The sequence below is a fragment of the Clostridium yunnanense genome (assembly GCF_016595795.1).
Classification (GTDB): Bacteria; Bacillota; Clostridia; order Clostridiales; family Clostridiaceae; genus Clostridium_AR; species Clostridium_AR yunnanense.
In genome coordinates, this window is the sequence record NZ_JAENHN010000037.1 from 132444 (window position 1) to 145002 (window position 12559).

Genomic DNA, 12559 nt, shown 5'->3' on the forward strand with positions numbered 1-12559 from the left:
TGCTATTTATCACCTTTTGGCAATTCTATTTTAGGATTTTTTTGTGATTGTTTAAATAAAACTATTTTACTTCCGATAGCTTGAATTCCTTCACATCCTATTTCTTCACATATAACATCTGAAGCTTCTCTAGTTCCATAACCACTGTTTTCTAACACTGTTATTTTGATTAGTTCTCTAGCTTCAAGTGCATCACGTATTTGCTTTAAAAATGGTTCTTCTATACCATTCTTACCTAATTGAAATATAGGGCTTATACCGTTTGCTAGCGATCTAAGATATGCTCTCTGTTTTGTCGTGATCAATTTATTTTCCTCCCTTGTTTAAAGTTATATAATAAAAATATTTTGAAAGGAGATATTTTCTATACTACCAATATCTCCTTGATTTAAAATCATTTCTTAAATTATTCTATGATATATACCAATTAATAATTTAATGTTTAAGATAAAAGATTTTCAATTATAGTAAATATTCGAATTCAAAATCTCTAAGTCTTACTACATCGCCATCTTCTATTCCCATTGCTCTTAACTCATCAAGTACACCCTTGTTTCTAAGAACCTTATGGAAATATTTCAAAGAATCTGGTTCATTAACATTTACAGAATTTAAAAGTCTCTCTACGAAAGTTCCTTCTACAATATAAACTTTAATGCCATCTTCTTCTTCAACTCTTATATCATAAGTAAATTTCTTTTCTTCTGGTACAAATTTATCTTCTTCTTTTATTTCCAATTCAGTTATAGGTATTTCTTTAAGCATTCTAGCGGCTTCTTTTACTACAGCTTCAACACCTTCATAAGTAGCTCCACTCATCTTAAATACTTTATCATAACCCATTTCGTTAAGCTTTTTCTTGAAATCTTCAAAAACTTCTTCATCATATAGCATATCTGCTTTGTTGGCAACAACTATTTGAGGTCTATCCCAAAGTTTAACACTATATTTCTTAAGTTCTTCATTTATCTTTATAAAATCTTCAATAGCATCTCTTCCTTCAACTCCAGAGATATCTACCACGTGAATTAAAAGTCTTGTTCTTTCTATATGTCTAAGGAAATCAAGACCTAAGCCTACGCCTTCAGCTGCTCCTTCGATTATACCTGGTATATCGGCCATTACAAAACCATCAATTCCAGGAACACTTACAACACCTAGGTTTGGTTTTAAAGTTGTAAAGTGGTAGTTAGCGATCTTTGGTTTAGCTTTAGTTACTACTGATAAGAAAGTTGACTTTCCTACATTAGGAAATCCAAGTAAACCTACATCTGCTAAAAGTTTTAATTCTAGCTCTATCCATCTTTCTTCTCCTGGCATTCCAGGTTCTGCAAAGTTTGGTGCCTGTCTCGTAGGAGTTGCAAATTTAGCATTTCCCTTACCGCCTTTTCCACCTCTTCCGATAACATATTTATCATCTGGGTGAGAAAGATCTGCCATTATCTTTTGAGTTTCAACATCTCTAACTAAAGTGCCCATAGGAACCTTAATTATAAGATCTTCACCATCTTTTCCATAGCATTTCGAACCTGACCCATTAACGCCTCTTTCTGCTATGAACTTTCTAGTATATTTAAAATCTAAAAGTGTTGTTATACCTGTATCTACTTCAATTATAACATCTCCGCCTCTTCCGCCATCTCCACCATCTGGGCCTCCAAGAGGTATGTATTTTTCTCTTCTAAAAGATACAGATCCATTACCACCATCTCCGCTTTTTACATAAACTTTGGCCGTATCTATAAACATAAGTTCATCACCTTACCTTATACTTTTGTTTGTACTTGTTTTAAAATGCCCAATTATTAGGTATTTTAAAACAAGTACAAACTAAATTTGATTTATATTTTAACTACTCTCTATATATTATTGATAGCCTCTATATGCAAATAATATACATATCCATAATACTTGAAAAGCACCCTTTTTACAAAAGGGTGCTTTTATAACTAGGATTATTCAGCTATTTCTTGAATATCTACTGGATAAACAGAAGCTTTCTTCTTGTCTCTTCCAAGTCTTTCAAATTTAACAACTCCGTCGATCTTTGCAAATAAAGTATCATCGCTTCCTTTACCTACATTAGCACCTGGATGTATCTTTGTTCCTCTTTGTCTAACAAGTATGTTTCCAGCAAGAACAAATTGTCCATCAGCTGACTTAACACCAAGTCTCTTTGACTCAGAATCTCTACCGTTCTTGGAGCTACCTACTCCTTTTTTATGAGCGAACAATTGAAGGTTCATGATTAGCATAGTACTACACCTCCTCTTTTTTTACATATATATATTGGTCTGCTTTATTTTTTCCAAAACTTTGCTCTAAGGATAATAAAATACTGTCTATACTAAGCTCAAAAGTTTTTAATAAGACCTGTGCTTTTTGAAGTTCTTCTTCATCAAGCTCTCTAAGATCTAACTTAATATAACCATCCATCATTTCGTATGGTACATTAAGCTTAAGTACTTCGTCTAAGCCTATAAGTACACTTTGAGATAATACAGATACTGAATTACATATCATATCATACGCTTCTCCAGCTAAAATCATTTCTCTTTCTCTAAGAGCATGATTTTGTATCTTAAATCCAATTATAATATCCTTAGTCGTATAAATATCTAACTTAATCATATTAAGCTTCTATTTTTTCGATAACTAGCTTAGTGTAAGGTTGTCTGTGGCCGTTCTTTCTTCTATAGTCTTTCTTTCTCTTGTACTTGAAAACTATAATTTTCTTAGCCTTGCCTTGAGCAACTACCTTAGCTACTACTTTAGCACCTTCTACTACTGGTGTACCAACCTTAAGTTCTCCATCCTTAGCTACTGCTAGAACTTCTGTTAACTCAACTGTTGCTTCAACTTCAGCTTCTAATTTTTCAACGAATATAACATCGCCTTCTTGAACTCTGAATTGTTTTCCACCTGTCTTAACTACTGCGTACATAAAAACACCTCCTCATTACGGTCTCGCCACTTCAGGTACGATTGTACAATCGTTTATGGGACCTTATGTGTGCGGTTCACAAATGCCATTCTACCATATTGGACATATTTTGTAAAGTTATTTTTAAATATATATAAATCTACTCAAATTGAAGTTTGTAATCACTTACAGCATCAATTTGATTTTTAAATAGTAAGGGCTCGAGTTTATAGTAATCTATTGAATCTATAAACTTGACATAGATATTCTTATCTAGTGCTCCTATATCCTTTAGGAATTGTATCTTATCCCCCACCACATAGTCTTCATATACATCTTTTAGCTCTATATAGAAGTCTTTGATGCTACCTTCACCTTCGACTCTTATAATATCATTTTTAATTAGATGCTTTATATAAGAACCTTTAAGTCTTTTCCCATGTCCATTACAGATATCGCAGTTTTCTTCTATATAATCATAAATACTCTTTCCTCTTCTGCTTCTTGATATCTGCAGAAGATTTAGTTCAGTAAACTGATATACTCTAGCTCTACTGCTATCACCCTCAAGGCTTTCCTTTATGGCTGCATATACTTTATTCTTAGCTTGAGAGTTATCCATATCAATAAAATCTACCACTATTATACCGCTAAGATTTCTAAGTCTAATCTGTCTTCCTATTTCTTTAGCTGCCTCAACATTAGTCTCTTCGGCGGTTTTAGAAAAATTTTTCCCACTAGTATTCTTAGCTGAGTTCACATCAATCACATACATAGCTTCAGTTTTATCAATAACTATATTTCCACCACATTTTAAGTTAACTCTAGAGTTTCTTAAATTAAGTATCTCTTTTTCTATTCCGTAATAGTCAAATAAACTTCTTATTTCCTTATGTATTATTAATTCAATATTTTTATCATCAGCTATATAGTCTTTTACAGCAGAATAATCAGCCATAGAATCTACAACAATCTTTGATGTATCACTGTTTATATTATCTCTTAAAACCTTATGAAGAAGTGCATCTTCTCCATAGAGTTTTTTGTTTTTTAAGCTATATAAAGCTTCTCTCTCGATAGCTTCATATCTATCTTTAAGTTTATATATTTCCTGCTTTATAGTATCAGGTGATACATCTTTGGCATTAGTTCTTATGGTTATAGAGAAACCTTCAATTGTTTCTATTGTGCTTTTTAAATTATCTCTAATACTAGCATCTTCTATTCTTTTAGATATAAGAAGTTCTTTATCTCCCCTAGACATTACCACAAATCTGCCTGGCAGACTTACAGGGCTAGTAACTTTAGGTCCTTTACTACCAAACCCTTCACTTAAGATTTCAACAATTATATCTTGCCCTTTTTTCAAAGGATTTTTTCTCATATCAAAGTGCAAATATCCATTCTTTTCGTGCCCAATATCTACGAAAGCACTACCTATAGCAGGTACTATATTTTTTATAGTTCCCTTATATACCTCTCCTGGAAGCGGCTCATTATTTTCTTCTTCTACAAAACATTCTGTTAAGGTACCTTTTTCCTTTATAGCAATCCTAAGGATCTTTTCTCTTCTTTCTATAAAAAGTTCTCTCATAATACTTTACCTTACATTATATACATTTATAAAGCGGAACTAAATTTTCAGCCTTAAGAGCATATAGTTCCTCTCTTTTTATATCAATAAAGGCTTCTTCTTCAAACTTTGAAGTATTGCTTCTTATGTAGGTTGCTAATAGTTCTGGAGAAAGATGTTCCCTGCTTCCACAGCTAATCAGTGCATTAAGTATGAGTTTATCTTCATTAATCCAATACTTAATTTCTTTTACCATTGGCTTTATATCAACCATCTTCTCGCCATTTTTACTTTTCTTAAGTGTAACCCATTCAGCTTGTTCTATAAGCTTTTCAACTTCAGATATAGTGCTTTCTGTTCCATTATATTTGATCTTAATAATATATCTTGCTGCATCGATAAGCGCCATAGCTTGTGGTACTTTTTTCTCGTTTTCTTTATTTATAATCTTAACAGCCTCTAAAAATCTTATTCCCTTAGCAGAATTTGCATTTAACCTTTCTTTTACTTCCTCTTCAGTTAAGTCCTCTGCGAGGCCAATATCTAAATAATCTCCTTCAGAGTAAAATCCCACTGATAAAGGATTTGCTATTGATAGATTCATGTGTGGGTTAAATCCCTTTGAATACTCAATAGGAAGATCTGCTCTTCTTATTACTCTTTGTATAGTTCTCATTAAGTCAAGATGAGAAATAAACTTAATATCGCTCTCTTTAGTAAATTTAATTAGATATCGCACCAGCAAAACACTTCCCTTCTTTAAAGTTCACGTCTATTCCGCAGCCTGTACATCCAACTCTACAGTTCTGAGTAACTACTGCTTTCTTAGCTTTTTCATTTTCTATTTCTAAATACTTTCTATTTATTCCAATATCAATGAAATCCCAAGGTAAAACTTCATCATAAGATCTTTCTCTATAGCAGTAGAAATCTCCATCAATACCGCATTCTTCTAAAGCTTCTTTCCAAAGTTCAAAATTAAAGTACTCAGACCATCCGTCAAACTTAGCACCTTTTTCATATGCCTTTACAAGCACGTCACAAAGCCTTCTGTCACCTCTTGCAAATAAAGCTTCCATATAAGAAGTTTTTTGTGCATGATAGTTATATATTATGGCTTTTGATTTTATAGAATCCCTAACTGCTGATATCTTTTCTGATACTAATTCAATTTTCTCCATAGGAGCCCATTGGAATGGTGTAAATGGTTTAGGAACAAGTATTGAAGTACTTACTGTTACTCTAAGCCCCTTATTTCTAACATTCTTAGGAACTTTAAAGTATTCTGCAGTAATTTTTTCAGCTAAGCTCCCTATCTCTCTTACATCTTCTACAGTTTCATAAGGAAGTCCTATCATAAAGTATAATTTTAAACTACTCCAACCTGATTCAAAGGCACTTCTAGCAGCTTCAAGTATTCTTTCTTCTGTAAGACCTTTGTTTATAACATCTCTCATTCTTTGAGATCCTGCTTCAGGAGCAAATGTAAGTCCACTCTTTCTTACTTTTTGTATCTCCTTTATAAGATCAACGGAAAATGCGTCTACTCTTATAGAAGGAAGTGCAACACCAACATTTTTTTCACTATGTTCATTAATTAAATCAGTAACTAAACCCTGTATATCTGAATAGTCGCAGGTGCTTAATGAAGATAATGATATTTCATCATACCCAGTACCTTGAACTAACTTTCTTGCATTTTCTAATAGAGTCTGTCTTGACTTTTCTCTTACTGGTCTATATATCATTCCAGCTTGACAGAATCTACAGCCATTTGTACATCCTCTAAATACTTCAAGTACAACTCTATCATGTACTATTTCAGTATAAGGGACTATAAATTTATCTGGGAAAGATACCTTATCAAAATCGTTTATAACTCTCTTTTGAACTTTAGCAGGCACGTCTTCATATTTAGGCTTAAAGGATTTAATTGTATTATCTTCGTTATACTCAACATCATAAAGAGAAGGAACATAAATCCCTCTTATCTTAGATATTTCTCTAAGGAACTCTTTTTTCTTCCCTTTACCCTTATATTTTTTATATACATCAAGAACATCATTCATCATGTCCTCACCTTCTCCTATTTCGAAGAAGTCAACAATATCATATAAAGATTCTGGGTTGTAAGCACAAGGTCCCCCTGCCATGATTATAGGTTCCTCTTCTCTTCTCTCAGAAGCTCTAATTGTTATTCCAGATAGATTTAACATATTTAAGATATTTGTATAACTCATCTCATATTGAAGAGTGAATCCAAGGATATCAAACTCATTTAGCGAATCTTTTGTTTCAAGAGCAAACAGTGGAATATTACTTTTTCTAAGCTCCTTCTCCATATCTGGCCAAGGTGCATAAGCTCTTTCACAATATGTATCATTTCTCTCATTTAGAGTATGATATAGTATTCTTGAACCTAAATGTGACATACCAACTTCGTATACGTCAGGGAAACAAAAAGCAAATCTAATGTCTACTTCTTTAGGATCTTTTATAACCTGATTTAGTTCTCCCCCAACATACCTAGCAGGTTTCTCAACTTTATATAAAATATCATCTGTGATTCTAACCATCATTTTTCCTCCTAGATTTTTCACTATATAATAATTTAAACTTTATTACTTTAATAATCTTATACTTTTTTTGTGCATCTGCCTTTTCTTAAGCGTACGTGAAGAAATTCTGGCAGGACAATAAGTTTTCTTTTTTACTGTATTAACTAAAAAGCTATTCAAATAAATTGAAACTAATAGGTTAGGTTAGCATAAAAATTATATTCCTTCCTTTACAGTAAAAAAGAAGTATATTTAAATACTTCTTAAAATTACATCATATTATTTTATCATACCATTACTAATTAACCAATACTATTTTTTCATCCAGCTGTTTTTATAATTTATGTATTCTTCTAATGTTATATTACCATGGGTCTTTAGCGCTTCAATAAGCTCATCTTCATGAATTATATCTTTTAATCTAAGCTCATCATCTAATATATAGAAGGTGTTGAACTTATTTTTATCTACTAATCCTAATACATTAATCAATCCTAATTTAAAGTGAACAGAGATGGTTTTATTATATATATATTTCTTTTTCCCAAGTCTCGCTCTCTTCTTTATTATATCTCCCATAATGATATACATTACCTTTCTTTTTTCATTATATGTTATAAACAGTATAAAGCATGATGTAAGTAATACACTAAGATTAAATATATGTATTGTAGACAAGTAAACAAATATGCCAATCCCTACTATCCCTACCCCATAGCTTATATATGAAGTTATGATATGAGCCTTCTTATAAAACATTCTAGAACTCAGAAGAGTTCTTAAAACTTTTGATCCGTCTAACGGATACGCTGGAAGCATATTGAACATCCCCAAAGCTAAGTTTATATCCATGGAATTGTTAATAAACTCAGCAGGAACTACCTTATAAGTCATGTATAGTATACCGAACATAATAAAATTAAAGGCGGGTCCTGAAATTGAAAGAAGTATTTCCTCCTTATGAGTTAATCCATCGAAATCACTTAGTTCTAAAGCAGTGCCAAATGGATGAATCTTAAAGTTATCTATACTTAGCTTCATCCATTTTGCCACAATATAATGAGTCATCTCATGAAATATTATCCACAAAAACCCTAAAAATATCATAGACTTAAATCCTAAAATAAAGAATATAAGTATTTGCGGAATTAACCACTTGCTTATTTTTATCATTAAATTCTCCTAAAGAATTGCTACTAAAATGTCATATATTCCTTTGGTTCTTTATTCTCTCCCATATAGCTTAAAGAAAATATCACACATGCCTTATTTAAACTTTTTACACTCTGGCTTTTCCCTAAAAATTGGCCTTTATCTACTTTCTCGCCTTCCTTTACCCCTATCTCTTTTAATCCAGAGCATTTTGTCTCTATACCATTTCCATGATCAATAATTACATAGCTACCAATATCTTTTTCATCAGCTACTTTCTTTACTGTACCTACATTAGGCGCTATTACTTCAGTATTTTCATTTATATCTATCACAATTGATTTATCTGTTTTCTTTGCACTTAGCTCACTATCAATTTTTCCTTTTACAGGCGCCACAAAACTCTCTTTAGATTTTTCTTTTAGTGTTTTTTCTCCAGTTACATTAGACTTAAAAGTCTCAATATAATCTTCTAGATTATCCCTAAGACTTGTAGTATCTTTAAAGTTTATACTGCTTATGTAGGAAACTATTTTAGGATCTAAATACTTATTATAATCAAGATTATTATTGATCACATCTTTCGCATACTTATACGCCACTTTGGTTTGAGGCGTGGCTATAGTTTTGCATACAATAACAAAGGCGGTTAAGCACAGAACCCCTATAAGTTCTTGCATTATCCTGCTTACAATTACGTTTTTATTAAATCCATTAAAATTACTTACTCCAGCACTATATTCTATTTTACTTACAGGAGTTTCTTGCACTCCATATGCAGCGTATGGATTCTGTGTTCTCTGCCTTTGCAATATTTTTGCATAGTAACTCTCATATTCGCTATTATACTTTCCCATCCTTTTCCTCCCATGTTCACAAATATTTATATAGATAAAAAATTCGCTAAAGCGACCTTCTTTAGTTGATCTTTTTGCGCATCTGCCTTTTCTAAACATATGTGAAGAATCTTACAGCCGACTTATTCTTCTTTTTTTATTCTTTAACTTATAATATGTCTTAAGTCTGTTCGCATAATTATCCACAGATATAATTGATATATAAATTCCTAAAGAATAAAATACTTCTGCTTCAATTTATATTAAGTTCATATTATATATATTTGCGATACATGAATTATATGATATGAATGAACCACTTCGTGATAAAATTTATTATTTTTAAATTCTCTCACCAGAAGCCGTGAGAGTTTTAAAAATAGATTTCGGATTGAAGTAGTTCATATATAGATGAACCACTTCATATTAGAATTTATATTTTCAAATTCTCCTCTCAGAACCCAGAGGAGTTTTGAAAATAGATTTCGGATTGAAGTAGTTCATCTTTATAAAAGTATATAAGAAAGTTACTACGATATAGAGTTCCAACTTCAACTATTAATTTACAACAAAACAAAACACTACTTAAATCATAGTTATATCCTATAATCTAAGTAGTGTTCTTCTTTACATATAAATCCACTTATTTTAGTGATTTCATAAAAACTTCTGCACTTCCTACATTCGTTGCAACTGGTATATGATGAACATCACACAATCTTATTAATGCTGTAACGTCCGGTTCATGAGGCTGAGCAGTTAATGGATCTCTTAAAAATATAACTAAATCCATATTTCCTTCAGCAATTTTACTTCCGATTTGTTGATCTCCACCAAGAGGTCCTGATAAAAATCTATGTACTGGAAGTCCCGTTTCTTCAGTTATTCTTTTTCCTGTAGTTCCTGTTGCATATAAAATATGTCTTTCAAAAATATGCTTGTACCTGCTTACAAATTCCAGCATATCGTCTTTCTTCTCATCATGCGCTATTAGCGAAATATTCATAATACCCTTTTCCCCCTAAAAATTAATCTTTTTCTTTCTCATACCAATATTTATAATTAAGGCTATAGACATCATAGTGGTTAGAAGTGAACTACCACCATAACTAACTAGCGGCAAAGTTATCCCTGTAATAGGCATTATTCCAATAGTCATTCCAACATTTTGTAATATCGCAAATAGAAAGTAAGATGCCATACCAACACAAATCATTGATCCAAAAATATCTTTAGAAACCCTTGCTGTTCTTATTGTTCTATATACTATAATTCCGTAAAGTATAAGTAGAACTATAGCACCAATAGTCCCCCAATGTTCCCCAATAACTGCAAAAATAAAATCAGTCTGCTTTTCTGGAACAAATTGACCTACATAACTAGTAGACGAATCTTGAGAAAACTTAAACCCAGTTCCAAAAAAACCACCTGAGCCTATACCAGTCATTGACTGCATTAATTGAAGACCAGATCCTAGCTCGTCCGCCTCTGGATTTAAGAATGATACAAGTCTTCTTTTTTGATAAGGCTCAATTAGACCTGAATTCCATAGCAAAATAATTCCAAAAACTAATGAAGTCAATCCTCCTAGGATAATTCTCATGTCTAGGCCTGCACAGAAGAATATTCCAAGTACGATAAAGAAACAAACCATAGTCATCCCCATATCAGGCTGAATTACTATAAGTGCCACAGGAACTAATGTATATGCTGCTAGAATCATAAAGTTTTTAAGATTATTTACCTTCAGCTCCATCTCATCTAACTTTTTAGCTAACATAAATATGATAGCTACCTTAGCTAACTCTGAGGCTTGTATAGAAAATAATCCACCAACTTTTATCCAACCCCTAGCTCCATTTATAGTAGCTCCCATAAATCTAGTATAAATCAATAAAACTATGGATCCCCAATATAATATAGGAGCAAATCCTCTAAGAATATTGTAATCTACAAGTAATATAAAATAGAGAACCACCAACGATACTCCGAACCACAGAAGCTGCTTCTTTGCATCGGATACATCAGGTTTCATAGCTGCATAGATATTAACTATTCCAAATAATACTATTAAAATTGTTGCAATAAGGATACTAAAATCCATTTCTCTGAGAAGTTTAGTATCTAGCTTTAACCTTTTAAGCATGGTACTACCTCCACAACTTTAGTTTTTAATAAATATCTTTAGTTAAATGTAAAGTTCTATAGATATATCACTTCAAGCTAAAAACTATTTTCAAAAACACTCTGAGTCCTGAGCGGAGAATTTAAAAATATAAATTTTATTATGAAGTGGTACACCCATAAGCGCATATAAATATTATATCTTAAAAATTAAAAAATCTAAACTACAAAATAGTTAAAAAAACTACAAAATTCAATCCACATACTGCCATAATTCGTACAGTATGTGGATTATTTTAGTCATATATTTCTTTATTATCTTCCTCTTACATTTTTTATAGGAATATTAGCTACTAGAGCAGGTGAGTCCCCATCCATTTCACCAGTTTTGGTTATTGTAATATCAATATCATCGCTATCGATTTCTACGTATTTTGAGATAACTTGAAGAATTTCTTGCTTTATATTTTCTAAGACTTCAGGCGCTAAGTCTCCTCTATCATGTATTAATATTAACTTCAATCTATCTTTTGCTACGTCCTTAGGTGTTGGCTTATTGGAAAACACTTTAAATAAATCCATTTACAACACCTCCTACTTCTTTTTAAATAACTTTTTTAAAGAATTAAAGAAACCGCCCGCCTCGTTACTCAAATCCAAAAGTGGAACTTCTTCACCTGTTATTCTTTTTGCTATATTTCTAAACGCTTGTCCAGCAAATGCTTTTTCATCAAGTACTATTGGTTCTCCCTTATTAGTGGAAACTGTAATAGTTTTATCATCAGGCACAATTCCAAGAAGCTTTACTGATAATGTTTCAATTATATCTGGAACATCTAGCATATCTCCTCTTTGAGTCATTTCATAATTTAATCTATTTACTATAACTTGATGATCTTCTAACCCTTTAGCATCAAGTTTACCTATTACTCTATCAGCATCTCTAACAGATGTAATTTCAGGGTTTACAACAACTACTGCTCTATCTGCCCCTATTATTGCATTTTCAAAACCTTGTTCTATACCAGCAGGACAATCTATTAATACATAATCAAATTCTTCTTTAAGTTCATTTACAAGCTTTAACATCTGCTGTGTACTAATGTCGTTTTTATCTTTAGTTTGTGCTGTTGGTAGCAAAAATAAGTTAGAAAATCTCTTATCCTTTATTAATGCTTGCTTTGTTCTACATCTATTTTCTATTACATCAATGATAGTATAAACTATTCTATTTTCTAATCCTAAAAGAACATCTAAATTTCTAAGACCTGTATCCCCATCTACCACTACTACCTTTTTACCTAAAGCTGCCAGAGCTGTACCTATATTGGCAGTAGTTGTAGTCTTTCCAACTCCACCCTTGCCTGATGTTATCACTATTGAAACTCCCATT

The 12559-nt window shown here is 31.8% G+C and carries 14 protein-coding genes; all 14 read right to left on the reverse strand.

All coding sequences use genetic code 11. The annotated features are described in order from the left end of the window. Nucleotides 1-2 precede the first annotated feature (2 nt). Nucleotides 3-305: a YhbY family RNA-binding protein gene (locus tag JHL18_RS11980; protein ID WP_200269448.1), complete on the reverse strand. Its 303-nt coding sequence runs from the start codon at nt 303-305 to the stop codon at nt 3-5. A 157-nt stretch (nt 306-462) separates the two neighbouring features. Then, complete coding sequence (gene obgE, locus JHL18_RS11985; RefSeq protein WP_200269450.1) at nt 463-1749, reverse strand: GTPase ObgE; 1287 nt, start codon at nt 1747-1749, stop codon at nt 463-465. Nucleotides 1750-1955: 206 nt separating this feature from the next. Continuing rightward, complete coding sequence (rpmA, locus tag JHL18_RS11990; RefSeq protein WP_200269452.1) at nt 1956-2255, reverse strand: 50S ribosomal protein L27; 300 nt, start codon at nt 2253-2255, stop codon at nt 1956-1958. Between the two features lie 4 nt (nt 2256-2259). Continuing rightward, nucleotides 2260-2631: a ribosomal-processing cysteine protease Prp gene (locus JHL18_RS11995; protein ID WP_200269454.1), complete on the reverse strand. Its 372-nt coding sequence runs from the start codon at nt 2629-2631 to the stop codon at nt 2260-2262. Between the two features lies 1 nt (nt 2632). After that, entirely contained in the window at nt 2633-2944 is a 312-nt protein-coding gene (gene rplU / locus JHL18_RS12000) for a 50S ribosomal protein L21 (RefSeq protein ID WP_183278640.1), read from the reverse strand. Between the two features lie 139 nt (nt 2945-3083). Further along, a complete protein-coding gene (locus tag JHL18_RS12005; RefSeq protein ID WP_200269456.1) occupies nt 3084-4517 on the reverse strand; it encodes an Rne/Rng family ribonuclease in 1434 nt (477 codons plus the stop codon). A gap of 16 nt (nt 4518-4533) precedes the next feature. Continuing rightward, complete coding sequence (locus JHL18_RS12010) at nt 4534-5235, reverse strand: TIGR03936 family radical SAM-associated protein (RefSeq protein ID WP_200269934.1); 702 nt, start codon at nt 5233-5235, stop codon at nt 4534-4536. After that, nucleotides 5219-7072 carry a TIGR03960 family B12-binding radical SAM protein gene (locus JHL18_RS12015; RefSeq protein WP_200269458.1) on the reverse strand — a complete coding sequence of 618 codons (1854 nt, stop codon included), beginning with the start codon at nt 7070-7072 and terminating at the stop codon, nt 5219-5221. Before JHL18_RS12015 ends, JHL18_RS12010 begins: the two co-directional genes overlap by 17 nt. Nucleotides 7073-7366: 294 nt before the next feature. Next, nucleotides 7367-8227 carry a M50 family metallopeptidase gene (locus tag JHL18_RS12020; RefSeq protein WP_200269460.1) on the reverse strand — a complete coding sequence of 287 codons (861 nt, stop codon included), beginning with the start codon at nt 8225-8227 and terminating at the stop codon, nt 7367-7369. A gap of 23 nt (nt 8228-8250) precedes the next feature. After that, complete coding sequence (locus JHL18_RS12025; RefSeq protein WP_200269462.1) at nt 8251-9063, reverse strand: M23 family metallopeptidase; 813 nt, start codon at nt 9061-9063, stop codon at nt 8251-8253. 622 nt (nt 9064-9685) lie between these two features. After that, on the reverse strand, nt 9686-10048 hold the full coding sequence (mgsA, locus tag JHL18_RS12030) for a methylglyoxal synthase (RefSeq protein ID WP_200269464.1): 363 nt from the start codon (nt 10046-10048) through the stop codon (nt 9686-9688). 15 nt (nt 10049-10063) lie between these two features. Beyond that, nucleotides 10064-11188 (reverse strand): rod shape-determining protein RodA, encoded by a 1125-nt coding sequence (gene rodA / locus JHL18_RS12035; protein WP_200269467.1) that lies wholly within the window; start codon nt 11186-11188, stop codon nt 10064-10066. Between the two features lie 293 nt (nt 11189-11481). Beyond that, nucleotides 11482-11748 carry a cell division topological specificity factor MinE gene (minE, locus tag JHL18_RS12040; protein WP_200269469.1) on the reverse strand — a complete coding sequence of 89 codons (267 nt, stop codon included), beginning with the start codon at nt 11746-11748 and terminating at the stop codon, nt 11482-11484. A gap of 12 nt (nt 11749-11760) precedes the next feature. Further along, entirely contained in the window at nt 11761-12558 is a 798-nt protein-coding gene (minD, locus tag JHL18_RS12045) for a septum site-determining protein MinD (RefSeq protein WP_200269471.1), read from the reverse strand. Nucleotide 12559: the final 1 nt, after the last annotated feature.

Bases quoted from the DNA above. Each gene is read 5' to 3' on its own strand.
- JHL18_RS12020 (WP_200269460.1), bottom strand. From the start codon at position 8,227: ATGATAAAAATAAGCAAGTGGTTAATTCCGCAAATACTTATATTCTTT.
- JHL18_RS12005 (WP_200269456.1), bottom strand. From the start codon at position 4,517: ATGAGAGAACTTTTTATAGAAAGAAGAGAAAAGATCCTTAGGATTGCT.
- mgsA (WP_200269464.1), bottom strand. From the start codon at position 10,048: ATGAATATTTCGCTAATAGCGCATGATGAGAAGAAAGACGATATGCTG.
- JHL18_RS12015 (WP_200269458.1), bottom strand. From the start codon at position 7,072: ATGGTTAGAATCACAGATGATATTTTATATAAAGTTGAGAAACCTGCT.
- minE (WP_200269469.1), bottom strand. From the start codon at position 11,748: ATGGATTTATTTAAAGTGTTTTCCAATAAGCCAACACCTAAGGACGTA.
- rplU (WP_183278640.1), bottom strand. From the start codon at position 2,944: ATGTACGCAGTAGTTAAGACAGGTGGAAAACAATTCAGAGTTCAAGAA.
- JHL18_RS12025 (WP_200269462.1), bottom strand. From the start codon at position 9,063: ATGGGAAAGTATAATAGCGAATATGAGAGTTACTATGCAAAAATATTG.
- rpmA (WP_200269452.1), bottom strand. From the start codon at position 2,255: ATGCTAATCATGAACCTTCAATTGTTCGCTCATAAAAAAGGAGTAGGT.
- obgE (WP_200269450.1), bottom strand. From the start codon at position 1,749: ATGTTTATAGATACGGCCAAAGTTTATGTAAAAAGCGGAGATGGTGGT.
- rodA (WP_200269467.1), bottom strand. From the start codon at position 11,188: ATGCTTAAAAGGTTAAAGCTAGATACTAAACTTCTCAGAGAAATGGAT.
- JHL18_RS11995 (WP_200269454.1), bottom strand. From the start codon at position 2,631: ATGATTAAGTTAGATATTTATACGACTAAGGATATTATAATTGGATTT.
- minD (WP_200269471.1), bottom strand. From the start codon at position 12,558: ATGGGAGTTTCAATAGTGATAACATCAGGCAAGGGTGGAGTTGGAAAG.